This window comes from Streptomyces sp. 71268 (genome assembly GCF_029392895.1).
In the GTDB taxonomy this organism is placed as follows: domain Bacteria; phylum Actinomycetota; class Actinomycetes; order Streptomycetales; family Streptomycetaceae; genus Streptomyces.
The window spans coordinates 6,334,466-6,359,963 of the sequence record NZ_CP114200.1; the positions used below are offsets into that span (position 1 = coordinate 6,334,466).

Consider the following 25,498-nt stretch of genomic DNA (forward strand, 5'->3'; position numbering starts at 1 on the left):
CCGTTACGGCTGCTCAACCCGGCCGTTATCGCTTCCCGCGCAAGAAGTCCGTAATGCCGTCGGCAATACCACGCGCCGCCCGCTGTCTCCAGCGCGCATCGGTCAACAACGCCGCATCCTTCGAGTCGCGCATATTGCCACACTCGATGAACACCTTGGGAACCGTGGAGAGATTGAGTCCGCCCAAATCATCGCGGACCGTCAAGCCCTCGCCCCCGCCCAGGTAGTTGGCGGGAGCGCTCCCGGTGGCCTCGCCGAAGCGGCGCGCCAGCGAACTGCCCAGGTGGCGCGAGGGACCGGTGATGGCCGACGTGTCGGCCCCGCCGCCGCGCACCGACGCGGGCAAGATCACATGGAAGCCGCGCTGGCCGGCGCCCGCACCGTCGGCGTGGACGGAGACGGCCGCGTCCGCGCGCGCCGTGTTGCCGATCGCCGCCCGCTCGTCCACGCACGGCCCGTACGGGCGGTCGTTGTCCTGCGTGAGCTTCACGGTCGCGCCGCGCTCGCGCAGCAGCGTGCGCACCCGCCGCGACACGTCGAGCGTGAAGGCGGCCTCGGCGTACCCCGCGTTGGTCGCGGCACCCGTGGTGTCGCACTCCTTGCGGTGGGTGCCGACGTCGACCAGCCGGGCGATCTCGGCGGTGTGGTCCCGGTTGCGCGGGTTGTGCCCCGGATCGATGACCACCACCTTGCCCCGCAGGGCCCGTTGGTCGGGCGTGTGCCCCGGCGACGGGGGGCGTTCCGAGGCGGCGGGGTCATCCCGCCGCCCGTCGTCCCGCGTCGCGGACGGCGCGGCCGAGGAGGCGGCGGCGAGCGGCGGCGCGCCGGGGGCCCCGGTGTCGCCCTCGTCCATGGAGCGCCACACGAGCCAGCCCGCGAAGCAGACCGGCGCGAGCACGGCCAGCACGATGACGAGGGTGCCGCCGAGCCGGCGCGGGGTGGGGGGAAAGCTGCCGTTCGACACCCGGGCGATGGTAGTGCGCCGCGCGCCGGCCAGTGCGCTCCGGGGCGCGTTCCCGTGGCCCGCCGCCGCGTGCCGGCGCGCGAGCGGGGGGCGCGAGTGCGGCGGAAGCGGGACGTAGCAGGCAGGGCGTACGAGCCGGGCGGTACGCGGCGCGACGGGCGGTCCGGGAGAGCGGTGGGAGAGGCGGAAGCGGACGGAGCGGACGGAGCGGACGGAGCGGAGGGAGCGGGGCGGCGGGCGGCGGGGCGTCAGACGCCCGGGGCCGTACGGCGCAGGACGCGGAGCGAGCCGGTCTCGGAGACCTCGGTGAACGCCCCCGACTCCAGCGCCCGCCGGTAGACGCGGTACGGCGCCTGCCCGCCGTCGGCCGGGTCCGGGAACACGTCGTGGATCACGAGCAGGCCGCCCTGCGCGAGGTGCGGCGCCCAGCCCGCGTAGTCGCCGCTCGCGTGCTCGTCGGTGTGCCCGCCGTCGATGAACACCAGGCCGAGCCGGCCGCCCCACACCGCGGCGACCTGCGGCGACTTCCCCACCACCGCGATCACGTGCCCTTCGAGCCCGGCCGCGTGCAGCGTGTGGCGGAAGGTGGGCAACGTGTCCATCAGCCCCACCCGAGGATCGACCAGCGACGGGTCGTGGTACTCCCACCCCGGCTGCTGCTCCTCCGAGCCGCGGTGGTGGTCGACCGTGACGACCACGGTGCCCGCCTCGCGCGCGGCGGCGGCCAACAGGATCGTGGAGCGTCCGCAGTAGCTGCCGACCTCGAGCAGCGGTAGCCCACGCGCCCCCGCCTCCTCCGCCGCCTCGTACAGGGCCAGTCCCTCGTCGAGCGGCATGAATCCCTTGGCCGCCTCGAAAGCGGCGACGATCTCCGGCTTGGGCGACATGGTCGGTTCCTCTGCTCTCTGACGATCTCTGGGTCTTCCCGGCCACGCGGTGTGGTCGGTTGTCGGGCGGGGGTATGAAATTTTCCGCGATGTGCGGCCATTCCGGGACTTACGGCATCCCTTTCGCTCCCCGGAACTCTGCCAGGACGCCTTCGACCGCAATTCCCGAACGGTCGGATTTCCCACCGCATTTCGCCCCGGATTTCCCGCCGCGCGATACGGGCCACGGTCGGCCGCCCGCACCGCTCGGGGCTCGCACCGGATCGCGGTACGGAGGGCGCCGTACCTCCGTGCCACGCCACGCCCCGGCGCGGTCGCCCGCGCGAGGAACCCCGCCGCCCGGACCGGCCGGCCGTTCATCGTGCCCCACGCGCCGGCCCCGCGCACGCGCGGGGTGGCGCCAACGGCGCGGCCCGCGACCGACGGCGGACCAGACGGCCAGGGGTGGGCGGCCCGTGACGGGGGGCGGGGCGGAGCCCGTACGGGGCGCGATGGCGCGCGCGGCGGCCGTGCGGTAACCGGCCAGCTGGCGCGCGTGGCCGGGCGGGGGTCCGCACGCACCGGAACGAGGGGCGCGAGCGCAGGGGTGTGTGGTGCTGGTGTGGGCACGGTCAGGTGGGGAGGGGCTCGGTCCGACAGGGAGGGGCACGGTTCGACGGGCCCGGGCACGGCCAGGCACGGAGGGACGCGGTCAGCCACGGAGGGGCGCAGGGGCCGGGGGAGCACCCGGAGTTGACCCCTAGACGGTCGGGCGGAGCCCCTAACTCGGCCGGGTGGGGCCCGGGACGCGGCGAGCGGGCGGCGGCAGGGCGGTGCCCCGCTGCCAGCATGACTGTCATGTCGCAGACAGAAGCTGGTGGGCCCGCCGCGGCCGACGCTCCGGCCCCCGCCGCCGCCCGGCCCACGCCGCTCGCCTGGGCGGTGATCCTCGCCGCGTGCGCCGGGCAGTTCCTCGTCGTCCTCGACGTGTCGGTCGTCAACGTGGCCCTGCCCTCGATGCGGACCGGGCTCGGCCTCGACGAGAGCGACCTGCAGTGGGTGGCCAACGCCTACACCCTCACCTACGCCGGCTTCATGCTCCTCGGCGGCCGGGCGGGCGACCTCTTCGGGCGCAAGCAGGTGTTCCTGGCCGGCCTCAGCCTGTTCACGCTGGCCAGCCTCGCCGGCGGCCTGGCGCAGGAGCCGTGGCAGATCATCGCGGCCCGCGCCGCCCAGGGCGTGGGCGCCGCCACCCTCGCCCCGTCCACGCTCACCATCATCACCTCCTCGTTCCCGGAGGGCCCGGAACGGATGCGGGCCATCGGGCTGTGGATGGCCGTCGGCATCGGCGGCGGCGCGGCGGGCGGACTCATCGGGGGCGTGCTGACCGACGCCCTGTCCTGGCGCTGGGTGCTGCTCATCAACGTGCCGATCGGCGTGCTGGTGTGCGTCGTGGCCGCCACCTCGCTCACCGGCCAGCACGCGACGCCCTCGCGCCGACCGCTGGACCTGCCGGGGGCGGCGCTGGTCACCGTCGGCGTCGGCGCCGTGGCGTACGGGATCGCGCGCACCGAGGAGTACGGCTGGAACGGGGCCGAGGCCCTGGTGCCGCTGGGCGGCGGGCTGCTCGCGCTCGCCGGTTTCGTGGCCGTCGAGTCCCGCTCGGCGGAACCGCTGGTGCCGCTGCGGCTGTTCCGCGTCCGCGCCGTCTGGTCGGCCAACCTGGTGCTGGTCGTCTGCGGCATGGGCTTCTTCTCGATGTGGTACTTCCTGTCGCTGTACATGCAGAACGTCCTGGACTACAACGCCGTCCGCGCCGGCCTCGCGTTCCTGCCGCACACCATCTCGATCGTCGTCGGCGCGCAGGTCGCCCCCAAGTTCATGGCCCGCGGCGTGGACCCGAGGCTGCTCACCTTCGCCGGCGGCGCCGTCGCATCGGCGGGCTTCTTCTGGCAGAGCGCCATGGACGTGGACGGAACGTTCCTGACCACCCTCCTCGGGCCCGGCATCCTCATGTCGTTCGGCGCCGGCCTGATGATGACCCCGCTCACCGCCGCGGCCACCTCGGGCGTCCCGCCCACCGACGCCGGTGTCGTGTCGGGCCTGCTCAACACCGCGCGGACGATCGGCGGCGCGCTCGGCCTGTCGCTGCTCGTCACCGTCGCCGCGGACCGCACCGACGCGCTCGGCAGCCGCTCCGCCGACGCCCTGACGCAGGGGTACGCCCGGGCCTTCCTGGTCGGCGCCCTGGTCCTGGTCCTGGCCACCGCCCTGGTGGCCCTGCTGCCGCCGCGCCCCGCCCGGCCGGCGGCGGACGACGCGCAGCAGGAGCAGGAGCAGGAGCAGGGGCCGGAAGAAGCGGACGCGTCGGACGTGCTGGCCACGCCGGCCGCGCCCGGTGGTGTTACGGCGGGGCCGGACCGAGCCGACGCAGGACGGGACGGGAGCGCCCCGGGCCAACGGGCCGAGTCCGGGAGCTGAGCGCACCGGGGCGCGGAGCGGCCAGGCGGGAAGCAGAGGCGCGGCCGGGCGCGTAGGCGCGGGACGTGGGGGTGCGGGACAGCGGGGTGCGGTGGCGCGGGGCAGTGGAACGTGGGGAGTGCGGGGCGCGGAGGGGGCGCCGGGGCGCGCGGGCGCGGCGACATAGGCTGGCCGCGCCGGCCGCGAGGCCCACGCGGCACCGCGAGGAACCCGCGTAGCCGCGTAGCACAGCGCGGAGACCGAGACCGCGTACCACCGCGAGGAGAGAGCGCAGCCATGGCCAACCCCCCGCCGCCCACCACTGGTTTGTCGCCCGGGTCGGCGTTCGCCGCCACCGGGCGGCGGGTGCTCGTCAGCGGGGCCTCGCGCGGCCTCGGCCGGGCGGTGGCCGCGGCCTTCGCGGCGCACGGCGACCGGGTGGCGGTGCACTACGGCACGCGGCGCGCGGACGCCGAGGCCACGCTCGCCTCGCTGCCCGGCACCGGACACGCCCTCGTCGGCGCCGACCTCGCCACCGCGGACGGGGCACGGGAGTTGGTCCGCGAGGCGGTCGCGGCGCTCGGCGGCATCGACGTCCTGGTGAACAACGCCGCCGTCAACACCCCGCACCCACCGGCGGAGACCTCCTACACGGAGTGGACCGAGGCCTGGCAGGCGCACGTGGCGGTCAACCTGCTCGGCACCGCCCACCTCAGCCACCTCGCCACCCGGCACATGATCGACCAGGGCACCGGCGGCCGCATCGTCAACATCGGCTCGCGCGGCGCCTTCCGCGGCGAGCCCGACCACCCGGCGTACGGGGCGACGAAGGCCGCCGTGCACGCGCTCGGCCAGTCGCTGGCCGTGGCCCTGGCCCCGCACGGCATCGCCGTCGCCTCGGTGGCGCCGGGCTTCATCGACACCGACCGCGTCGCGCACCGGCTGACCGGCGCCGAGGGCGAGGCGATCCGTGCCCAGAGCCCCTTCGGCCGGGTCGCGGAACCCGCCGAGATCGCGGCCGCGGTGCTGTGGCTGGCCTCGCCCGAGGCGCAGTGGAGCTCCGGCACCGTCCTGGACCTCAACGGCGCCTCGTACCTGCGCACCTGACGCGCCCGGGCCGCGACAAGCCCGCCGTCCCGACGGGTTCCGTGCCGGTCCCGGCCGCCCGGACGAGCGGTGGGCCGCTCAGAGCCAGCCGTTCTGCCGGGCGGCGCGGACCGCCTCCATGCGGTTGCGGGTCCGGGTCTTGCCGATGGCGGCCGAGAGGTAGTTGCGCACGGTGGCGGGGGAGAGGTGGACCCGGCCGGCGACGTCCGCGATGGTGGCGCCGTCAGCCGCCGCGGACAGCACGTCCCGCTCGCGCGGCGTCAGGGGGTTAGGCCCGGCGCTCAGCGCCGCCGCCGCGAGTGCCGGATCGATGACGCGCTCGCCCGCCAACACCCGGCGGATCGACGCCGCCAACTCCTCCACGGGTCCGTCCTTGACGAGGAACCCGTACGCCCCGACCTCCATCGCGCGCCGCAGGTAGCCGGGGCGGCTGAAGGTGGTCAGGATCAGCACGCGGCACTCCGGCAGCCGCTCACGGAGTTCGGCCGCCGCGTCGAGCCCGCTGCGACCCGGCAGTTCGATGTCGAGCAGCGCCACGTCCGGCCGCGCCTCCACCGCCCGAGGCACGACCGCGTCGCCCGTCGCCACCTCCGCGACCACCGTTATGTCCGGCTCAAGCCCGAGCAACAGCGCCAACGCGCCGCGCAGCATGCCCTGGTCCTCGGCGAGCAGGACCCGGATACGCGGCACGCCCTCCTCGCTCGCGGCCTCGGCGGTCTGCTGACTGGCGGAGTCGGTCATGCGGGCAGCCTAACGAGGGCCGGGCGCGCGCCGGACCAGTCCCGACCGGCCGCCGCGCGCGGGACACCGCCCGCGCGACCACCCGGGCCCGGGCGACCACCCGACCACCCGGCCCCGCCGCGGCCGTACGGACCGTACGGTCCCACAGCGCCCGGTCCTGTCCGGGCCGCGCCCGCCGGCTCGGCCGCCTGCCCGCTCGCTGGCTCGCCCTCTCGCCCGTCCGCTCGCTCGCCCGTCTGCTCACTTGCCCGCCCTCTCGCGAGAAAACGTCATGCGGGTGCGCCGTCACACAGGTAGCGTCACCGGCCATGACGCCACCACCTCGCGAGCGCCCTCCCTACACCGCTGACGAGCGGACCCAGTTGGTCGGCTGGCTCGACATGCAGCGCGCGGTCGTCCAGTGGAAGTGCGCCGACCTCAGCGACGAGAACGCGCACCGGGCGCTGCTGCCCACCTCGCCCCTCATGACGATGGCCGGCCTCGTCGCCCATCTGACCTGGGTCGAGCACCTCTGGTTCGAGCACGTCTTCCTCGGCCGGCCGGAACGGGGGCCGCGCGCCGCCGCCGACGCTCCCGACAGCGCCGAGATGCGGGTGGACGGCGTACCACTGGCCCAACTCCTCGCGGAGTACGAGCGGCAGTGCGCTGTGTCGAACGAGATCATCGCGGGCCACGCGCTCGACGACACCGGCCGGGCGCCGGGAGTCGCCGCCCGCGAGGCGAGCCTGCGCTGGATACTGTTCCACCTGATAGAGGAGACCGCCCGGCACGCCGGACACATGGACACCATCCGGGAGTCGCTGGACGGCGCGAAGGGTTACTACTGACCGGCCGCCCCGCCCACACCGCTCCCCGCCGCCACCTCGAACCCGGGCGGCGGCGCGGGGAGGTCCACGGGCAGCACGGCGGTGAGCCGGAAGCCGCGCCGGCCGTCCGGGCCGAAGTCCAGCGTGCCGCCGGCCACCGCGAGCCGTTCCGTGAGACCGGCGAGGCCCGTCCCGCCGCCCCGTCGCGTCGCACCGTGCTCGCGCGGGCTCGCGGGCCGCTCGCCGGTTGCGCCCGCCATTCCCGCCGTCCCCGCCGTTCCTCCCGTACCGCCGGACCCGTCGTCCACGATGCTCAGTCGCACCGTGTCCACGCCCGTGCGGAGTTCGATCTCGCACCGCGTGGCGCCGCTGTGCCGGACCGTGTTGGTGACGCCCTCCCGGACCACCCAGCCGAGCAACGCCTCGGTCTGGGCCGGTAGCGGCGGGCCCCACTGGCGTACGACCGCCGTCACGCCGGCCGCGTCCAGCAGCGAACGCGCCCGGTCCAACTCGGTGGCCAGACTGCCCTCGCGGTAGCCGGTGACGGCCTCGCGGATCTCGGTGAGGGCCTGCCGGCCGATCGCCTCGATGTCCGCCGCCTGGGCCAGGGCCGCCCGCGGGTCGTGCGGGGCGAGCCGCCGCACCGCCTCGGCCTTCACCACCACGACCGACATCGTGTGGCCGAGCAGGTCGTGCAGGTCGCGGGAGAAGCGCAACCGCTCGCGCTCGACGGCCGAGCGTGTCAACGCCTCCTGGGCGTCGTGGAGTTTGTGGACGGTGACGATCAACCTCCGGACGATGGCGACCACCGCACCGGACATCAACGAGGAGTACGCCACGGTCACCACCTCGTCGGGATGACCACCGACCATGGCGCTGAGGACGCCGACGGCCACCACGCCGAGCAGTGCCGGCAGCACCGTCGGCGGGCGCACCGTGACCCCGGTGGCCAGCGACAGCAGCGAGAACAGGGTCAGCCAACCGCCCCCGTACGCGGCGCCGAGCACGCTGGCCAGCAGCGTGGCCGGCAGGAGGAACAGGATCGCGGCGCGGCGCCGGGCGCGAGTGGACGCGCTCCCGACGAATATGGCGGCGAGGTAGCACCCCACGAACGAGACCAACCCCGCCGCCGCCAGCCACCGGGGGGCGACATGGCCCTCCCACACGTCCACCGCGGCCCCGCTCGCCAGCAGCAGCCAGGGGACGAGCACCCACTCGCTGGGCCCCTCGTCACGGTTCCCGGGAAACCGCACGGCGTAGCCGTCCGCCCGACGTCCCAGCCGTGCGTCGATCCGCTCCCACCACGCCATCCCCCACACCCTCCCGCCACCGCTCCAGATCCTTCTGCCACCCCCACCCACCCAGCCGCTCTCGCCCGTGCGGCCGTGAGCGCCGGTCCGCGGCCAGTGCGTACCGTACGCCCCGGATCCGGGGCGTTCGCCCTTCGCCCGCTGTGGGCGGCGCGCACCACCCGGGCCGCGACGGTCTCGGGGCACCGGGTCATGCCGTACGGGTGCAGACGCGGTACGAGCGCAGGGCGTAGCCGGCGAAGAGGGCGAGCCAGCCGGCCAGTGTCAGGGCCGTTATCAGGTGCGGCGCGTGTCCGTCGGTCACGCTCCAGCCCAACTCTGCGAAGCGGTGGGTGGGCGTCCAACTGGACAGGGCCCGGAGCCAGTCGGGGAAGGAGTCGGTGGGCACCCACAGGCCGCCGACTATGGACAGGCCCAGGCCGCAGACGAGGTTGACCACGCCGGTGGTCTGCGCGCTCAGCCGGTAGCCGTTGCCGAGGCCCAACAGCGTGAAGGGCGCGGTGCCCAGCCAGAGCAGGCCGAGGAGGGCGCCCCACTGCCAGGGGGCCAGCGCCACGTGATTGACCAGCCCGCCGGCCAGCAGCACCGCCACGATGGCGGGCAGCACGACGACCGACCCGGTGAGGGCGCGGGCGGCGACGACCCGGGAGGGCGCGAGCGGGGTGAGCCGCAACTGTCGCAGCCAGCCGAGTGAACGGTCCTCCGCGAGCCCCGTGCCGACGCTGAGCGCGGAACCGAGCGCCCCGTACGCGGCCATGCCGACCATCAGCGACACCGTGGTCTCCGCCCGCTGGTCGCCACCGTCCAGGACCAGGTTGGAGAAGAGCAGGTACATCGCCACCGGCATGCCGACGCCGAAGATGACGAATCCGGAGTCGCGCAGCGTGCGGCGTACTTCGAGCATCAGGTAGGCGATCACCGGGCTACCGCCTCCGCCGCGCCGAGCCCCGCCGCCCCGTCTCGCGCCGCCCCGTCTTCCGCCGCGTCGTCTCCCGTCGCGCCGCGCGTCGTCTCGGGCGCGGCGGTCAGGGCGAGGAACACGTCGTCGAGGCTGGCCGGGGTGACCTCAAGGCCACGGACCGCGCCGCGCTCGGCCAGGGCCACGACGGTGGCGTCGGAGTCCACGCTGCGCAGCCGGGCGCGACCGCCGCGCACCCGCACGGCCGTCACGCCGGGCAGCCGCGCGAGGTCCGCGCTCGACGCTCCCGCCAGGTCGAAGGCGACCAGGTGGCCACCCACGGAACGCTTCACCTCGGTGCCGGAGCCGTCGGCGACGATCCGCCCGCCGTCGATGACGACGATCCGGTCCGCGTTCTCGTCCGCCTCCGGCAGGTAGTGCGTGGAGAACAGCACGGTGTTGCCCCGCCCCGTGTAGCGGCGCATGGCCTCCCGGAACGCCCGCCGCGCGGCCACGTCTAGGGCCGTAGTCGGCTCGTCCAACACGACCAACTCCGGGTTTCCGGCGAGTGCGAGGGCGAACCGGACGCGCTGTGCCTGGCCCCCGGAGAGCCGGTCCACGCGCCGGTCGGCGAGCGCGTCGAGGCCGGCGAGCGCCAGCGTGCGCGCCACGGGCAGCGGCGCCGGATAGCTGGCGGCCACGAACCGGACCAACTCCCGCACCGTCACGCGCGGGATGGGCCGGCCGTCCTGGAGCATCGCCCCCACCCGGCCCTCGCGCACCGCGCGCCGCGGCGGGCCGCCGAAGAGCGAGACCTCGCCCGCCGTCGGCGGCAGCAGGCCGAGGAGCACGTTCAACGCGGTGGACTTGCCCGCGCCGTTCCGGCCGAGCAGGGCGACGGTGGAGCCGCGGGCGATCTCCAGGTCGAGACCGTCGACGGCGCGGACCGTGCCGTCGTGGCGCGTCACGCCGCTCAGCCGCACGGCCGGCGCGGCGGCCCGGGGGCCCGGCCCGCCGAACGGGCCGCCCGCGCTGTCCGGGTTGGCGGGGCCGCCTGGCCTGGTTGGGCTTGCTGAGGTGGCCGGGCCGGCGGCGCCGGGCGTGGCCGGCGCGTGAGGGCCCGTGCGGGCTGGCTGCGTCATGCCTTAGACGCTACGAAATCGGCCGCTGAGCTGGGCAGATGTAAATGTCAGCGGCTCACCGGGACAAATGTCACGGGTGTGGGGAGGGGCGGGAGGAGAGGGGGAGGGCCGGTGGCGGGGTGTCCCGCACGTGACCGTCGAGTGCCCCCTCGCCGCGTCCCGCTCGCCCCGACCGCCCGGCGGTGCTTTCTCCGCGCGTGGTGGGTGTCGCCTATTGGCCCGCGGGGCGTCGGTGCTTGCCGTGCGCCTGTTCCTGGCCGCTTTCGGCGGCGGCCGGGCCGCGGTGCTTACCGGCGCCAGCGGCCTCGGTGGACGCGGCATCGCCCCGCTGCGACGCGGGCGATCCCCATTGACGAGTATCGGGGGAATCCATTCGGGCATTGGCCATGAGGGAAGTCACTCCGTGAAATATCGCTAATGTCGTGCGCGCGGGGGGTCACTGCCCGTGCACGCGAGCTGTGACCAGCGTCAACACGCCACCAACGACAGGCCGTTCGGCGCACGAAAACATGCCCCGCCTACGGCTTGCGTAGCCCCCACTCAAGTCTAACCAGCCCGTGGATCACGCGCCGACCGCATAAGGGGCCTGATTTTGTCGCCCTTTAGTCACCGACTTGGTCGCCGTCTTCGGCGCGGATAAGAGCGCGCCGAACGGTGCGTATTCACACGCGATTTCGCAGACGCTCCCGCTTTGCTCCGCTGGGACGGATATAGCGGGAGATGCAATGCGTTGTGCGGCCCGGGAGTTGACGCGAGGCGCCGGCCGGTCGAGCGGAATCGACCACCGGCGCCCACGCGACACCGACGAACCGTTCGCCGGCGCCCCCTACGCCGGCCGCTCCAGCGGTGCCTGCTGGAGCGGCACGGGGCGGGGCGCGGCCGCCGCACGGCGCGGATCGGCGGCGGGCCCCCAGGCGGCCGGCGCTTCGTACGCGCTCGCGCGGTGCCGGCTCTCGTCGTACGGGCTCACGTGGTGCGGGCGCCCATAGTGCTGGTCCACGCTGTGTGAGCCCACGCTGTGTGGGCCCGCGTGGTGCTGGCTCTCGTCGTGCGGGCCGGGCCCCTCGTGCTGCCAGGGCCGCGAGGCGTCGAGCGGGAGCGTCCGGCCCGCGCGCGGGGCGGCGGGGTGCGCGGGCTGCTCGGCGCACCGCTCGTGCATGGGCGGCGGCGCCTCGTAGGCGGGCAGCGGCGCGCGGAAACGGGCCGGCTCGTACGGGGCCAGGGAGTGGCCCGGCGCCCTGGACCGGCCGGCGCCCGGCGCGCGCACTGTGCCACCCGCGCGCGCCTGCCCCACGCCGTCGCGTACGCCACGGCCGACGGGCCCGGCCTGCGCGAGCTGGGCTTGCGTGGGCCCGGCCTGCGTCCGTCGCCTGGCCGGGGGCTGCGGGGCGAGGTCGGCCGCGCGCAGCCGGGCCAGGCCGCAGGCCGTCTGCGTGGTGGCGTACGGCAGGCGCAACTCGCCGTCCCGGGTCCACAGGCCCGCGCCCGGCAGCCAGCCGGACGGCGCGGACAGGTGCCGCAGCCGACGGTCCGCCGGGCGCCACACGGCGACCCAACTCGCGCCGCCGCCCGGGTGCGCCGGCGTCAGCCGGAACGCCACCGCGCAGTTCTCCGGCGTCAGCGTCTGGCCCGGCTGCGCCGCGAACGGCGCCAGCGTGACCGCCGGGTGCGCCGTGCCGCCGGTGCGCGGGTCGGTGGGGCGCGGATCGAGGCAGTCGGGGAAGCGCACCGGCAGCGTGCTGCCGAGCACGCCCCAGCCGAGCCGCTCCCGGCCCGGCGCGTTGGACCGCACGAGCAGCAGGCCGCTGTCCGGATCGGCCAGTACGAGCCGGTCGTCGCTGTCCTCGGCGATCTGGAGCAGCGGCGTGGTCTCGCCGCCCCGTCGCAGGTCCACGACGACGGACTTGACCCGGCCGTTCCACTCGCGGTCGAGGGCGAGCAGCCGCCCGGAGCGGTCCAGCCAGCTTCCCCCCGTGCACCGCCCGGGCACCTCCGCGACGTGCTCGGGCCCGAACGAGCCGCCGTGCACCAGCCACACGTGCGTGGAGTGCTCGCCGGGCGCCAGCGCGTACGCCAGGGTGCCGCAGGGCGCCGGTGGCAGCAGCGACAGTTCGTCGCACTCGATGAAGCCGAGCGGGAGTTCGCCGGTGCCGGGGCCGGCGGGGTAGAGCAGCGAGAGCGCGTGCCGCTCGGCGACCTGACGGCGGATCAGCACGCGCCCGTCCGCCAGCGGCGACACCTCGCTCTCCGGCTCCTCCGGCTGTCGCGCCGGCAGCGGCACCGCGTACGGCTCGGGACCGCTCAGCGTCCAGCGCTCCGGGAACCACTCACCGGTCGCGCGGCAGACCGCGAGCCGGGCCGCGTACGAACCGTCGGCCGCGAGCGTGAGGGCGGCCGGGCCGGGCTGCGCCGCGGTGGCTGCGGTGGTGTGCTCGGCCGGGCCCCGTACGGCGTCGCCCGGGCCCCGTCCGCCGTCGCCGGGGGCGGGCCCCGGGGCGGTCTCGGGGTGGGTGGAACGCGTGGTGCGGTCAGTCTGGGGAGCGGTCTCGATGGCACAGGCCGTCATGGAACGGTCACCTCCAGTGCCTGAACGTAGTTTTGTCGACCCCGTGGGGAGCGGCGACCGGTGCGCTACTTCACGCGAAAGGGTGGCTAGCACTCGGATTTCCGGCATGTGCGTGGTTGGTGTGCTTGGACCCGGCTGGACGGCCGGCGCGGCGTGGCCGCCAACGGAGCGCCGTGCTGGCCCAGACCCACCCGGCGATCGCCCCGGGCGGGGGACGGGGCGGCGAGGGACGCGGCTCAAGGGGGACTCGCGGGGCGGCTTAAGGTAAGGGTCGCCTCACCTGGAGACCGGCACGCCGCCGCGGTTCGCCCCGCGCGGCGCCACGGCCCCGTGGGGCCCCGCGAAACCCTCGTAGAGCAGGAGCACGTCATGCCCCCACGCCGTCGCGCCACGGTGCCCGCCCTCAGGCGGCGCGCCCTCGCCGCCGTCTCCCTCACCCTCGCCGGCACGCTCGCCCTGTCGGCCTGTGGCGCCTCGGACGACGACGGCGGCGGCTCGGGCGGCGGCTCGAAGTCCGTCGCGCAGGGCGGCAAGGACTTCGGCAAGGCCGCCGAGGAGACCGCGCGGATGGGCACCGACGCGCGGCCCGGCGAGTTCCCGCGCACCGTCACGCACGCCATGGGCAAGACGGAGATCAAGGCCGCGCCTCAGCGCGTGGTCGTGCTCGACGTCGGCGAGCTGGACAACGTCGTCTCGCTCGGCATACGGCCGGTCGGCTACGCCCCGTCCGAGGGCGACGACGGCATCCCCGACTACCTGAAGAAGGCCGCGGGGAACCCGAAGAGCGTCGGCACCATCAACAGCCTCAACCTGGAGGCCATCCACGCCCTGCGCCCCGACCTCATCCTGGGCAGCAAGCTGCGCGCCGAGGGCCAGTACAAGAAGCTCGCGCAGATCGCCCCGACCGTCTTCTCCATCCGCCCCGGCTTCACCTGGAAGGAGAACTACCTCCTCAACGCGGCGGCCCTGGACAAGACCGAGGCGGCGCGCAAGGAGTTGGCCGCGTACGAGGCGGCGGCCAAGAAGCTCGGCGCCGACATCGGCCCTGACAAGCCGACCGTCACCATGCTCCGCTACATGCCGCAGTTCACCCGGCTCTACGCCAAGGCGTCCTTCATCGGCACCATCCTGGCCGACGTGGGCCTGCCTCGCCCGAAGAACCAGCAGGTCAACGACCTGGCCACGGAGATCAGCCCGGAGCGTATCGACGAGGCGGACGCCGACTGGATCTTCACCGGCGTCTACGGCGACCCGAAGACCACCAAGCGCGACCGCGCCGAGGACAACCCGCTGTGGAAGAAGCTGGGCGCGGTGCGGGCCGGGCAGGCCAAGGACGTGCCGGACGAGACCTGGTACCTGGGCCTCGGCGTCACCGCGGCCCGCAGCGTCCTGAACGACCTGCGCGGCTACCTGGCGCCGTAACGCCCGCCCACCCCGTCCCGCCGCCCCGTATGGCAACGGTGTCGGCCGCCCGGCCCCGCCGCTCCGCCCGTGCCGGCGGCCGGTCGGGGGCGGGGTGCCACAGCTCAGGGGCGTGGGGGCGGGGCGGGCAGGTAACCTCTGACCCGTGCCCGCACTCGCTGAAGTTCTCACCGCGCTCGACGCCCTCTGGCCCCCGCAGCGGGCCGAGGAGTGGGACGCCGTCGGCACGGTCTGTGGAGACCCGGACCAGCCCGTCACCCGCGTCCTGTTCGCCGTCGACCCCGTGCAGGCCGTCGCCGACGAGGCCGTACGGATCGGCGCCGACCTGCTCGTCACGCACCACCCGCTCTACCTGCGCGGCACGACCTCCGTCGCGGCCTCCACGTTCAAGGGCCGCGTGGTGCACACCCTGATCAAGCACGACGTCGCGTTGCACGTGGCGCACACCAACGCCGACCGCGCCGACCCCGGCGTCTCCGACGCCCTCGCCGGGGCGCTCGACCTGCGCGTCACCGCGCCGCTCGTGCCCGACCCGAGCGACCCGGCGGGCCGCCGCGGCCTCGGCCGGATCTGCGAGCTGGACGTACCGCTGAGCCTGGCCGCCTTCGGCGAGCGGGTCGCGGCGCGGCTGCCGCGCACCGCGCAGGGCGTGCGGGTCGCCGGCGACCCGGAGGCCACCGTGCGCACCGTCGCGGTCTGCGGCGGCTCGGGCGACAGCCTCTTCGACGCCGTGCGGGCCGCCGGCGTGGACGCCTACGTCACCGCCGACCTGCGCCACCACCCGGCCTCCGAGGCCCGGGAGACCGGCCCGCTGGCCCTGGTGGACGCCGCGCACTGGGCCACCGAATGGCCCTGGGTCGAGCAGGCCGCGGCCCAGCTCGACGAGATTTCCGACCGGAACGCGTGGGGCCTGCGTACGCACATCTCGCACACGGTCACCGACCCGTGGACCGCGCACGCGTCCGCCACACCCCAAGCCCACACGACTCAGCCCTCTGGAGCCCCGAACTGAACGCCGCGCCCGCCGACCAGATCCGCCTCCTCGACGTCCAGGCGCTCGACGTACGGCTCTCCCAGCTCGCCCACAAGCGCGCGAGCCTGCCCGAGCACGCCGAGATCGAGACCCTCAACGCCGACCTGACGCAACTGCGCGACCTGCTCGTCGCCGCGCAGACCGAGGAGAGCGACACCGCCCGCGAACAGACCAAGGCGGAGCAGGACGTGGACCAGGTCCGCCAGCGCGCCGCCCGCGACCAGAAGCGCCTCGACTCCGGCGCCGTGACCTCGCCCAAGGACCTGGAGAACCTGCAGAGCGAGATCGCCTCGCTGGCCAGGCGCCAGGGCACCCTGGAGGACGTGGTCCTGGAGATCATGGAGCGTCGCGAGTCCGCCCAGGCCAGGGCCGCCGAACTCACCGAGCAGGTCGCCGCCGTCGAGGCCAAGGTCGTGGACGCCACCGCGCGCCGGGACGCCGCCACCGAGAGCCTCGACGCCGAGATCGCGACGGCCACCAAGGAGCGCGAGGTGGTCGCCGGCTCCATCCCGGCCGACCTGCTCAAGCTGTACGAGAAGCTGCGCACCCAGCAGGGCGGCGTCGGCGCGGCCCGGCTCTACCAGCGCCGCTGCGAGGGCTGCCGCCTGGAGCTGAACATCACCGAGATCAACGAGGTCAAGGCGGCGAAGCCGGACGAGGTCGTGCGGTGCGAGAACTGCCGCCGCATCCTGGTCCGCACGCCCGAGTCGGGGCTCTGAGCCGAATGCCGCACCGCTTCGTGGTGGAGGCGGACGGCGGGTCCCGGGGCAACCCGGGGCCCGCCGGCTACGGCGCCGTCGTCTTCGACCAGGAGACGGGCCAACCCCTCGCCGAGGCCGCGGAGTTCATCGGTACGGCCACCAACAACGTGGCCGAGTACCAGGGGCTGATCGCCGGCCTGCGCGCGGCGTACGCCCTCGACCCGGCGGCGCACGTGCTGGTCCGGATGGACTCCAAGCTCGTGGTGGAGCAGATGTCGGGCCGCTGGAAGATCAAGCACCCCGACATGCGCCCGCTGGCCACCGAGGCGGCGGCGATCTTCCCGGCCGGCCAGGTCAGCTACGCCTGGGTGCCGCGCGAGCAGAACAAGCACGCGGACCGGCTGGCCAACGAGGCGATGGACGCGGGCGGGCGGGGCGAGCCCTGGCGCCCGGCCACGGCCCTGCCGGCGGCCGGCCCGGCGAGCCCGCCGGGCACCGACACCAGCATCGGCACCGGCACTGGGGCGGGCGTGGGCCCGGACGCCGACTTCGGCGCGAGCGCCTCAGCGGAGGCGGCCGGCGCCACCGAGGTCCGGCCGGCGGCCCCGACCATGGGCTGGAGCCCCGCCCCCGACCTGGGCCCGCCGACCACCCTCGTACTGCTGCGGCACGGCGAGACCGCGCTCACCCCGCAGAAGCGGTTCTCCGGCAGCACCGGGTCCGACCCCGAACTGTCGCCCGTGGGGCTTCGGCAGGCCGAGCACGCCGCGGCGGCGCTCGCCGCCCGGGGCACCGTCGAGGCCGTCGTCACCTCACCGCTGCGGCGCTGCCGGCAGACGGCGCGGGCGGTGGCGGACCGGCTCGGCCTCGATGTCCAGGTGGACGCGGGGCTGCGGGAGACGGACTTCGGCGCGTGGGAGGGGCTGACCTTCGCCGAGGTGCGCGAGCGGTACCCGGCCGACCTCACCACCTGGCTGGGCTCGACCAAGGCCGCCCCGACCGGCGGCGGCGAGAGCTTCGCGGCGGTCGCCCACCGGGTGGCGGAGGCCCGCGACGCGCTCATCGGACGGCACCCGGGCCGCACGGTCCTGGTGGTCACGCACGTCACGCCGATCAAGACGCTGGTCCGGCTCGCACTGGGGGCCCCGCCGGAGTCCCTGTTCCGGATGGAACTCTCGGCGGCCTCGCTGTCGGCCGTGGCGTACTTCGGCGACGGCAACGCCTCGCTGCGCCTGCTGAACGACACCTCACACCTGCGCTGAACGACACCCCCCCGCGCTGACCGGCCCGGCGTCACGCGTTCGGCCGGCCGGCCTCCGGGCCCGCGCCAGGGAGCTACGCGGCCGGGGCCAGCGCCGCCGCCTCGCGAGCCAGGTGCTCGACGCGCGACCAGTCCCGGGCCCGCAGCGCGTCCGATGGCAGCATCCAACTGCCGCCCACACAGGCCACGTTGGGCAGGGCCAGGTACGCCGGCGCCGAGGCGAGGCCGATGCCGCCGGTGGGGCAGAAGCGCGCCTGCGGCAGCGGGGCGGACAGCGCGCGCAGGTAGCCGGCGCCGCCGGCCGCCTCCGCCGGGAAGAACTTCATCTCGTGCACCCCGTGCTCCAGCAGTGCCAGCACCTCCGAGGCGGAGGAGACACCGGGCAGGAACGGCAGCCCCGAGCCCTGGAGCGCGCCGAGCAGCCGCTCGGTCCAACCCGGGCTGACCAGGAACCGCGCGCCGGCCGCCACCGAGGCCCGCACGTCCTGCGGGGTGAGCACGGTGCCCGCGCCGACCACGGCGTCCGGCACCTCGGCGGCGATGGCCCGGATCGCCTCGGGCGCCGCCGGCGTGCGCAGCGTCACCTCGATCGCCGACAGCCCGCCCGCCACCAGGGCCCGCGCGAGCGGTACGGCGTCGGCCGCGTCGTCGATGACGACCACCGGGATCACGGGCGCGAGGCCCAGGACCGAGCCCGGCGAGCCGGCGCCGGTGGTGGGGGAGGGAGCGGCGGAAGCCGCGGTGGCAGAGGAGGAAGCAGCACCAGTCACGCGGCCATCCTCCGCCCGTACGGCACTATCCGCAATGCCTGTTGCGAACAGTGCAACGCGCACCCTGGTGGGCTACCTCAGAGCTCCGTCACGATCACGTCCAGCGCCCAGGTGGCGCCCCGTCGCGCCGGCGGCGTGGCCTCCACGGTGTAGCCGAGTTCGCGCAGCGCCTCGACCAGTTCCCGGGGCCCGCGCGGCGCGCTGCCCGCCGTCAGCAGGTCGCGCACCATGCGGCCCTTGGTCGCCTTGTTGAAGTGGCTGACCACCGTCCGCTTCTCCACGCCGGCGACCACCTTCGACTGCAGCACGCGCACCGTCGCCGTGCGCTCGGCGATCTCGCCCGCCGGCTTCCACGCCGTCGCGTACGCCGCCGAGCGCAGGTCGAGCACCAGCCCCTGGCCCGCCGCCGCGGGCAGTGCCTCGCTCATCGGGCCGCGCCAGTGGGCGCCGAGCGCGCCGAGGCCCGGCAGCTTGACCCCCATCGAGCAGCGGTAGGAGGGGATGCGGTCGCCGATCCGCACGGCGCCCCACAGCCCGGAGAAGACCAGCAGCGAGCGGGCCGCGCGGCGCCGGGCCGCGGCGTCGAAGGTGGCCAGGTCGAGCGCGTCGTACAGGACGCCCGTGTAGATCTGGCCGGCCGGCCTGGTCCCGGCGGTACGCAGCTCCGCGTTCTTGGCGATCTCGCCGCGCAACCCCGCGCTGAGGCCGAGCACCTGCGCGGCCTTGTCCTCGTCGCCCCCCGTACACAACGCCACCAGCTCGTCCAGGACGGCGGACCGCGCCGCCCCGAGCTCCGGCAGCGACAGCCCCTCCAGCTTCAGGGCGGCACCCGACCCGCTGGGGGCCTTCCCCTCGGACGGCGGCAACAGTACGAGCACGGTGGTTCTCCTCATCCGGACCGACGACGCGGGGGACGCGGTGTGTCGGGGCCGCGTCGGGACGCCGGGTCCGGAACGGCGACCGGCAGGCGGCCCCGCCGCAGCCTATGCCGGCCGCGCCGATGCGACGAAACCGCGCGTACCGGGCCCGGCCGTCAGCTCCGCCCCGCGCCGACCCAGCGGCCGCGCACCCCGTACGAGAGCGCCCCCACCGCCAGCACGCCGACACCCACCAGGACCGAGGTCAGCGGCAGGGCGAAGGCGAGCGCGACGCAGCCGGCGAGGCCGACGACGGGCACCGCGCGGGGCGGCCGGGACTCGTCCGGGGTCAGCGTCCAGGCGCTGGCGTTGGCGATCGCGTAGTAGGCGAGCACGCCGAAGGAGGAGAAGCCGATCGCCCCGCGCAGGTCCGCCGTCGCCGCCACCACGGCCACCACCGCCCCGACCGCGATCTCCGCCCGGTACGGGGCCGCCGTACGCGCGTGCACCGCCGTCAGCGCCCCCGGCAGATGCCGGTCGCGCGCCATGGCCAGGGTGGTACGGGAGACGCCGAGGATCAGCGCCAGCAGCGAGCCGAGCGCGGCGAGCGCCGCACCGGTCCGTACGAAGGGGGACAGCCACCCCGCGTCCGCCGCGCGCACCACGTCGGTGAGCGGCGCGCTCGCCTCGGCCAGGGCGCCCGGCCCGAGCACGGCCAGCGCGGCGGAGCCGACCGCCGCGTACACCACCAGGACGATGCCGAGCGCCAGCGGGACGGCCCGCGGGATGGTACGCGCCGGATCGCGCACCTCCTCGCCGAGGGTGGCGATCCTGGCGTACCCGGCGAACGCGAAGAACAGCAGACCCGCCGCCTGGAGCACCCCGCCCACCGTCACGTCCGGGGCCGTCGCGTCCGCCGCCCACGGGGCCCGGGTGCCCTCCGCGCCCCACGCGGCCACGCAGACGGCGGTCAGCACCAGGAGCACCGCCGCGACGATCGTCCAGGTGAGCCAGACGGCCTTGCGCACCCCGAGGCAGTTGACCACCGTCAGCGCCACGACGGCGGCGACCGCCACCGCCCGCTCGTGCTCCGGCCACGCGTAGGAGCCCACCACCAGGGCCATCGCCGCGCACGAGGCGGTCTTGCCGACCACGAAACCCCACCCGGCCAGGTGCCCCCAGAACGGACCGAGGCGCTCCCGCCCGTAGACGTAGGTGCCGCCGGAGGCCGGGTAGCGGGCGGCGAGCCGGGCCGACGAGGTGGCGTTGCAGTACGCCACGATCGCGGCCAGGCCGAGGGCGAGCAGCAGCCCGGAGCCCGCGGCGTCGGCGGCGGGCGCGAAGGCGGCGAAGACGCCGGCGCCGATCATGGCCCCGAGCCCGGTCATCACCGCGTCGAAGGTGCCCAGCTCACGGCGGAGCCCAGCGTCGGTCGTCATACGGCTGATTGTGTCGCCCGCCGCGCCGTGACGCCATGGCCGCCAGCTTCCGGACACTCCACGCCCCCCGCCCTGGCCACCGGCCCGGGCCCGCCCGAACCCCCTTCGGCCCAGGGCACCGGCGCCGGCCCGCCCCGCCGCGGGCCCGGCCGGCGCCGGCCGCGCGACGACCGGCGGGTAGCATGGTGGGCACGACGGACGAGTCGGCTGGGCGGTCGCGTCGGGTGGCACCACATTCCTCGGAGTGCGGAGGCTACCCGCCGAGGAACGTCCGGGCTCCACACGGCAGGGTGGTGGGTAACGCCCACCCGGGGTGACCCGCGGGACAGTGCCACAGAAAACAGACCGCCGAGGGCCGTCAGGCGCTCGGTAAGGGTGAAACGGTGGTGTAAGAGACCACCAGCGTCCGGGGTGACCCGGACGGCTAGGTAAACCCCACCCGGAGCAAGGTCAAGAGGAACCGCCGACTGGCGGTTCTGCGCGAACGCCTGAGGGCTGCCCGCCCGAGTTCGCGGGTAGACCGCACGAGGTTGTCGGCAACGGCAGCCCTAGATGGATGGCCGCCTCCCCCGCGCGCCGCAAGGCCACGGGGAGACAGAACCCGGCGTATATGGCCGCACTCGTCCGTCGCTCAAACGTCCCCTGACCAGCGCACGCGCTGGTCAGGGGCCGTTTCGGTGGGCAGCGGAGCCCCGTGGTGCCAGCTAGCGTGCCGGCGTGCCCGGTGCCTCCAGGCGGTACAGCTCCGGAACCGAGACCTTGATCGGTTCCTGCGTGGTCCGGGCGATGACGACGACCGCGGGCTCGTTCGGGTCCGGGTTCTCCTCGCGGTGCGGGACGAACGGCGGGACGAGGAAGAAGTCGCCGGGGTGGCCCTCCAGGCGTACCTCCCGGGTGCCGTCGTGGTAGACGAACACGGGGTGGCCGCTGACCACGTAGATGCCCGCCTCGGAGTCGCCGTGGTGGTGGTTGTCCGTCGCGCTCAGCGGCGGGTTCTCGACCAGGCCCATCCAGAGCCGCTTCGAGCCGACCGTGCCGCCGCTGATGGCGGCGTAGCCGTCCAGTTCGCCACTTCCGACGCGGTGGACGCGATCGTTGAGCGGGGCGTCGGGTGGGGTGTGCGCCTCGGAGGCGGGTGCGGGGGCGGCGTCTTGCGGGGGCGTCGTCATGGTGCGGCCTCTCGGGTGTGGTGGTCGTCTCGGCCGGAACCAGGCTGCGACTCCCTTCCCCAAGTGAGCAATTATCGTTGCTGTTCCGGCAACGCGGGCCCGCTGGCGCGGGGCGGATGGATGCCGCGCCGGGGCGTCCGGCCAGGGGGAGACGGCGGCTGTGGAAGCCCCCCGTCGCCGTATCCGGACGTCAGTCGCGACCACGGGTCGCGTCGTGTGACGGGAGCTGGCCTTTAGGGCCTGTCTGATAATTGGTCTTGTGGTGGGTCGTGGAGAGCTGACGGATGCGGCGTGGGAGCGGGTAGTCCCGCTGCTGCCGGGTGTTGATGGTCGTGGTCGGCCGTGGCGGGATCATCGGCAGGTGATCAACGGGGTGTTGTGGCGGTTGCGGACCGGTGCTCCGTGGCGTGACCTGCCCGAACGCTATGGACCGTGGCAGACGGTCTATGAGCGGTTCGCTCGCTGGGAGGCGGACGGTACCTGGGCTCGCCTGCTCGAGCAGGTCCAGGTCCGTGACGACTCCATCGGAGCCGTGGAGTGGGTGGTGTCGGTCGACTCCACGATCAACCGGGCGCATCAGCACGCCGCCGGGGCCCGCAAAAGGGGGCGGCGGCGGGGGACGAACTGGAAGATCCGGCATATCCGTCGGCTGGCCAGGCGCTGGGCCGCTCCCGCGGCGGGCTGACCACCAAGCTCCACCTCGCCTGCGACGGCCGTGGCCTGCCCTTGGCCGTTGTCCTCACGCCCGGCAACGTCAACGACTCCACCGTCTTCGACACGGTCATGGACGCGCTGAGGGTGCCCCGGGCCAGCGCCGGGCGCCCGCGCCTTAGGCCCGATGCCGTCATCGCGGACAAGGCGTACTCCTCCCGGGCGATCCGCCAGTCCTTGCGAGGCAGAGGCATCCGGGCAGTGATCCCGGAGCGGGCGGACCAGAAGGCCAACCGCCTACGGCGAGGGAAGGCCGGCGGCAGACCGCCGGCCTTCGATCGCGAGCTTTACAAGGCCCGCAACGTGGTCGAGCGCTGCTTCAACCGCCTCAAGCAATTCCGCGCGATCGCCACCCGCTTCGACAAACTCGCCACCCGCTACAAGGCCGGCATCCACCTCGCCGCACTCATCCTCTGGCTCCGCCAACCCAACCAAGATCCTTTGTCAGACAGGCCCTAGCCCGCTACGCGGCGGCTGACTGATACCGCCAGACGGCGTGTTCGAGCCCGCTTAGATCGTGTCCGAGGAGCGTGGCGGCTTCCTCGTACGCGGCGCGTAGCTGCTCGTAGCGCAGGTCGGACAGGCCGGCCTGGGTAGCGAAGGCGCGTAGGTGTACGTCGACGGCGACCTGGGAGCGTCCGACAAGGTTGCCGACGTAGTCGATGCTTTTCGCGCCCACCCCGCGCACCGTGCGCAGCAGGGCGCGGTGGTTCTGGTCGTCGAGCCAGGCGCGGAGATCGTCGCGGGTGTCGACGCCGTGGGTGGCCAGCAGGTCGGTGACGGCGTGGGCCGTCGCGACCTTCCGGGGGGAGTTGAAGTTCATGGCCACGGCGAGGTCCTCGACGGCGAGCCGCCGCTGGAAACCCTGGACCGTCGCCGCGTCCGGCCAGTTGGCCTGGAGCCGAAGCAGTCGCGGCCGGAGCGTCGCCTCGTACCGGCAGCGGGCCTGGAAGCTGACGTCGCAGATGACGGCTCCCATATGGGCCCACCCACCGGGCGCGGAGAAGGGCCCCTCGCCCAGGAGGCGTTGAATGTGGTCAGCGAGCCGCTGGGCGGGGACGAGTGGAGTCATGGGGCCATGATGTCGCTGTGAGCCGTTGACCGGGACGGAAAGCTCAGCATCTTTCGCGTAAGACCCCCGGCCCGGCGGGTCGGTGAGCCCCGAAGCGCTCACCGCCCCGCGCGGGCTCGTGGGCGGTGTTGGTCAGCGCGTCGTGAACCCGCCGTCGACGGCCAGCGCGGCGCCGGTCACGAAGCTGGCCTCGTCGCTGAGCAGGAACGCGGCGAACGCGGCGATCTCCTCGGGCTGCGAGATCCGGCCCAGCGGGTGCAGGGCCGCGATCTGGGCCACGGCCTCCGGGGTGGTGCCCATCGTGCCGCGGAACAGCGGGGTGTCGACGCCGCCGGTGATCAACGCGTTGACCCGTACGGCCTGTTCGGCGTTCTCCAGCGCAGCCGCCCGGGCCAGGCCGACCACGCCGTGCTTGGCCGCCACGTACGGGGCGACGCCCGGCATGCCGACGACGCCGAGGTTGGAGGCGTTGACGACGACGGAGCCGCCGCCGGCCGCGACGATCGCCGGGAGCTGGTGCTTGAGGCTGAAGAAGACGCTCGTCAGGTTGTGTTCCAACTCGGCCGACCACCGCTCGGTCGCCGTCTCCTGGAGCGGGCCGAAGGAATTGACGCCACCGGCGTTGTTGAACGCGCCGTCCAGCCGCCCGAATTCCCGTACCGCCGTTTCCACCAGGTGGGCCATGTCGGATTCCACGGTGACGTCGGTCGGTACGAAAAGGGCATTGCCGCCGTTGGCGCGGATGCCCGCCACCACCTCGTCGCCGACGTCCTTGCGGCGGGCCGCGAGCACGACCGAAGCGCCCTCGGAGGCAATGCGCTCGGCCACCGCCCTGCCGATTCCCGAAGTGCCGCCGGTGACCACGATGACCTTGGATTCCAGTCGCGTTGACATGACGGATATTCCTTTCCTCAATACTCTGCTGGCCGCCGAATTCGTGCGGCGAATTCGGCGTTGAGGAAAGCTTCGTTCGTGGCGTCGCGGCGTGCTGGCGGTAAACGGACAGGTAGATCGGGACCGGGGCGGACCGGCCGGGCCGGGCGGGTCGGGACCGGTGGATCGGGGCTGGCCGTGGGCGGTGGGAGCGCGGTGGTGAGCGCGGTGCCGGGCGGCGACCGCCGCCCGGCACCGGTGCCGCCCCGACGCGGGGTCAGGGAATCCGCGTGGCCGCCCCCGTCACCGCGATCCGTGGGTCGCCGGCGGTGATGCGGACCTCAAGGAGGCCGGGCCGGCCGAGGTCTTCGCCCTGGTGGAGGGTGAGCGTGGCCGGCGCCGTGGTGATGCCGAGGGCGCGCGTGTAGGCGCCGAAGGCCGCCGCCGCCGCGCCGGTGGCCGGGTCCTCGACCACCCCGCCGACCGGGAACGGGTCGCGCACGTGGAAGGTGGCCGACCGCGCCGTGCCGCCGGGCGCCGCCCACGCCAGTTGCAGGGTGGTCAGGTCGTGGGCGCGCATGAAGGTGGCGAGCCGGTCGAAGTCGTAGTCGAGGTCGGCCAGCCGTTCCCGGGTCGCCGCGCCGATGACCAGGTGGCGCGCGCCCGCGTACGCGATGCGCGCGGGCAGCCGCGGGTCGAGGTCGGACGCGGCCCAGCCGAGCGCCGCCAGGGCCTCGGCGAGATCGGCGGCGGAGATCTCGGAGACCTTCGGCTCGACGCTGGTGAGCGTGGCGTACGCGACGCCGTCCCGCTCGGTCACCGCCACCGGGACGGTGCCGGCCCGGGTGGCGAACAGCACCTCGCCCGGGCCGATCCGGTCCGCGAGCGCCACCGCCGCGGCCACCGTGGCGTGGCCGCAGAACGGGACCTCGGCCAGCGGGCTGAAGAAGCGCACCGTGTACGCGCGGCCTGGCTCGCCGCCGAGACCCGACGGGGGCGCGGTGAGGAACGCCGTCTCCGAATAGCCGAGTTCGGCCGCGATGGCGAGCTGCTCCGCGTCGGTCAGACCGGTCGCGTCGAGCACCACCCCGGCCGGGTTGCCGCCCCGTGGATCGCGCGAGAAGGCCGTGTAGCGCAGCACCTCGGGTTGGCCGGCCGGTGCCGGCGTGGGCTCGGAGGGGTGGGGTTCCAGATCGTGTCGCGTCGTCATGGCCCCTCCAACTGACCAGGTCAGCGGCGTATTCCGGGCCGTCATCGGAGCGCCGCCCGCGCCGCGCGCCCCGAGCGGACGGCGCGTACCCCGCGACACCCCGCACGCCCCGCGCCCCGG

General features: G+C 74.8%; 22 protein-coding genes, 1 other RNA gene and 1 pseudogene. 9 read left to right on the plus strand and 15 right to left on the minus strand.

Translation table 11 applies throughout. The features are described 5' to 3' along the window. Nucleotides 1–25 precede the first annotated feature (25 nt). Nucleotides 26–964 carry an N-acetylmuramoyl-L-alanine amidase gene (locus OYE22_RS25185; RefSeq protein WP_277322523.1) on the minus strand — a complete coding sequence of 313 codons (939 nt, stop codon included), beginning with the start codon at nt 962–964 and terminating at the stop codon, nt 26–28. A 248-nt stretch (nt 965–1,212) separates the two neighbouring features. Continuing rightward, entirely contained in the window at nt 1,213–1,851 is a 639-nt protein-coding gene (locus OYE22_RS25190; protein ID WP_277322524.1) for a class I SAM-dependent methyltransferase, read from the minus strand. Between the two features lie 837 nt (nt 1,852–2,688). Between OYE22_RS25190 and OYE22_RS25195 the strand changes: the two genes are divergently transcribed. Together OYE22_RS25195 and OYE22_RS25200 are read left to right on the plus strand one after the other, a co-directional pair. Continuing rightward, complete coding sequence (locus OYE22_RS25195; protein ID WP_277322525.1) at nt 2,689–4,311, plus strand: MFS transporter; 1,623 nt, start codon at nt 2,689–2,691, stop codon at nt 4,309–4,311. Between the two features lie 276 nt (nt 4,312–4,587). Beyond that, entirely contained in the window at nt 4,588–5,397 is an 810-nt protein-coding gene (locus tag OYE22_RS25200) for an SDR family oxidoreductase (protein ID WP_277322526.1), read from the plus strand. Between the two features lie 78 nt (nt 5,398–5,475). Here the strand turns inward: OYE22_RS25200 and OYE22_RS25205 are convergent, their stop codons facing one another. After that, complete coding sequence (locus OYE22_RS25205; RefSeq protein WP_277322527.1) at nt 5,476–6,138, minus strand: response regulator transcription factor; 663 nt, start codon at nt 6,136–6,138, stop codon at nt 5,476–5,478. Between the two features lie 308 nt (nt 6,139–6,446). Here OYE22_RS25205 and OYE22_RS25210 point away from each other — a divergent pair, with 308 nt between their 5' ends. Then, nucleotides 6,447–6,965 carry a DinB family protein gene (locus tag OYE22_RS25210; protein ID WP_277322528.1) on the plus strand — a complete coding sequence of 173 codons (519 nt, stop codon included), beginning with the start codon at nt 6,447–6,449 and terminating at the stop codon, nt 6,963–6,965. Here the strand turns inward: OYE22_RS25210 and OYE22_RS25215 are convergent. From OYE22_RS25215 to OYE22_RS25230, 4 genes and pseudogenes are all read right to left on the minus strand, one after another. Next, on the minus strand, nt 6,959–8,254 hold the full coding sequence (locus OYE22_RS25215) for a histidine kinase (RefSeq protein WP_277322529.1): 1,296 nt from the start codon (nt 8,252–8,254) through the stop codon (nt 6,959–6,961). The two genes, OYE22_RS25210 and OYE22_RS25215, sit on opposite strands and share 7 nt — an antisense overlap. A 190-nt stretch (nt 8,255–8,444) precedes the next feature. Next, complete coding sequence (locus OYE22_RS25220) at nt 8,445–9,173, minus strand: ABC transporter permease (RefSeq protein ID WP_277322530.1); 729 nt, start codon at nt 9,171–9,173, stop codon at nt 8,445–8,447. After that, on the minus strand, nt 9,170–10,135 hold the full coding sequence (locus OYE22_RS25225; protein WP_277324308.1) for an ABC transporter ATP-binding protein: 966 nt from the start codon (nt 10,133–10,135) through the stop codon (nt 9,170–9,172). The genes OYE22_RS25220 and OYE22_RS25225 overlap by 4 nt, the downstream gene beginning before the upstream one ends. Nucleotides 10,136–11,699: 1,564 nt before the next feature. Then, nucleotides 11,700–12,860: pseudogene (locus OYE22_RS25230) on the minus strand (hypothetical protein); the annotation flags it as partial. 369 nt (nt 12,861–13,229) lie between these two features. Between OYE22_RS25230 and OYE22_RS25235 the strand changes: the two are divergent. The 4 genes from OYE22_RS25235 to OYE22_RS25250 all read left to right on the plus strand — a co-directional run bounded on the left by OYE22_RS25235 (nt 13,230) and on the right by OYE22_RS25250 (nt 17,278). Next, on the plus strand, nt 13,230–14,282 hold the full coding sequence (locus OYE22_RS25235) for an iron-siderophore ABC transporter substrate-binding protein (RefSeq protein ID WP_277322532.1): 1,053 nt from the start codon (nt 13,230–13,232) through the stop codon (nt 14,280–14,282). Nucleotides 14,283–14,427: 145 nt separating this feature from the next. After that, nucleotides 14,428–15,294, plus strand: coding sequence for a Nif3-like dinuclear metal center hexameric protein (locus OYE22_RS25240; RefSeq protein WP_277322533.1), 867 nt, complete (start codon nt 14,428–14,430; stop codon nt 15,292–15,294). Further along, the gene (locus tag OYE22_RS25245; protein ID WP_277324309.1) at nt 15,291–16,034 is read left to right on the plus strand and encodes a C4-type zinc ribbon domain-containing protein; all 744 of its coding nucleotides are present in this window, start codon (nt 15,291–15,293) and stop codon (nt 16,032–16,034) included. Before OYE22_RS25240 ends, OYE22_RS25245 begins: the two co-directional genes overlap by 4 nt. A 5-nt stretch (nt 16,035–16,039) precedes the next feature. After that, nucleotides 16,040–17,278: a bifunctional RNase H/acid phosphatase gene (locus OYE22_RS25250; protein WP_277322534.1), complete on the plus strand. Its 1,239-nt coding sequence runs from the start codon at nt 16,040–16,042 to the stop codon at nt 17,276–17,278. Between the two features lie 73 nt (nt 17,279–17,351). On the opposite strand, the gene eda is transcribed toward OYE22_RS25250, so the two are convergent. From eda to OYE22_RS25265, 3 genes are all read right to left on the minus strand, one after another. Then, nucleotides 17,352–17,963 (minus strand): bifunctional 4-hydroxy-2-oxoglutarate aldolase/2-dehydro-3-deoxy-phosphogluconate aldolase, encoded by a 612-nt coding sequence (gene eda, locus OYE22_RS25255; RefSeq protein WP_277324310.1) that lies wholly within the window; start codon nt 17,961–17,963, stop codon nt 17,352–17,354. 161 nt (nt 17,964–18,124) lie between these two features. Continuing rightward, nucleotides 18,125–18,925 (minus strand): peroxide stress protein YaaA, encoded by an 801-nt coding sequence (gene yaaA, locus OYE22_RS25260; protein ID WP_277322535.1) that lies wholly within the window; start codon nt 18,923–18,925, stop codon nt 18,125–18,127. A 155-nt stretch (nt 18,926–19,080) separates the two neighbouring features. Beyond that, nucleotides 19,081–20,343: an APC family permease gene (locus OYE22_RS25265; protein WP_277322536.1), complete on the minus strand. Its 1,263-nt coding sequence runs from the start codon at nt 20,341–20,343 to the stop codon at nt 19,081–19,083. A 199-nt stretch (nt 20,344–20,542) separates the two neighbouring features. Here OYE22_RS25265 and rnpB point away from each other — a divergent pair. Beyond that, nucleotides 20,543–20,970: RNase P RNA component class A (rnpB, locus tag OYE22_RS25270), an RNA gene on the plus strand. Between the two features lie 77 nt (nt 20,971–21,047). Here the strand turns inward: rnpB and OYE22_RS25275 are convergent. Both OYE22_RS25275 and OYE22_RS25280 read right to left on the minus strand, forming a co-directional pair. Then, nucleotides 21,048–21,512 carry a cupin domain-containing protein gene (locus OYE22_RS25275; RefSeq protein ID WP_277322537.1) on the minus strand — a complete coding sequence of 155 codons (465 nt, stop codon included), beginning with the start codon at nt 21,510–21,512 and terminating at the stop codon, nt 21,048–21,050. 190 nt (nt 21,513–21,702) lie between these two features. Then, complete coding sequence (locus OYE22_RS25280; RefSeq protein WP_277324446.1) at nt 21,703–21,867, minus strand: hypothetical protein; 165 nt, start codon at nt 21,865–21,867, stop codon at nt 21,703–21,705. On the opposite strand from OYE22_RS25280, the gene OYE22_RS25285 reads away from it, so the two are divergent. Next, a protein-coding gene (locus tag OYE22_RS25285; RefSeq protein WP_277324311.1) for an IS5 family transposase occupies nt 21,790–22,682 on the plus strand; the annotation gives its coding sequence in 2 pieces (ribosomal slippage) (nt 21,790–22,111 and nt 22,111–22,682; 894 coding nt in all). The two genes, OYE22_RS25280 and OYE22_RS25285, sit on opposite strands and share 78 nt — an antisense overlap. Nucleotides 22,683–22,686: 4 nt before the next feature. Here the strand turns inward: OYE22_RS25285 and OYE22_RS25290 are convergent. The 3 genes from OYE22_RS25290 to OYE22_RS25300 all read right to left on the minus strand — a co-directional run bounded on the left by OYE22_RS25290 (nt 22,687) and on the right by OYE22_RS25300 (nt 25,378). After that, nucleotides 22,687–23,295, minus strand: coding sequence for a hypothetical protein (locus OYE22_RS25290; RefSeq protein ID WP_277322538.1), 609 nt, complete (start codon nt 23,293–23,295; stop codon nt 22,687–22,689). 132 nt (nt 23,296–23,427) lie between these two features. Next, nucleotides 23,428–24,189: an SDR family oxidoreductase gene (locus OYE22_RS25295; RefSeq protein ID WP_277322539.1), complete on the minus strand. Its 762-nt coding sequence runs from the start codon at nt 24,187–24,189 to the stop codon at nt 23,428–23,430. A 256-nt stretch (nt 24,190–24,445) separates the two neighbouring features. Then, nucleotides 24,446–25,378, minus strand: a complete 933-nt coding sequence (locus OYE22_RS25300) for a PhzF family phenazine biosynthesis isomerase (RefSeq protein ID WP_277322540.1) — start codon at nt 25,376–25,378, stop codon at nt 24,446–24,448. Nucleotides 25,379–25,498 lie beyond the last annotated feature (120 nt).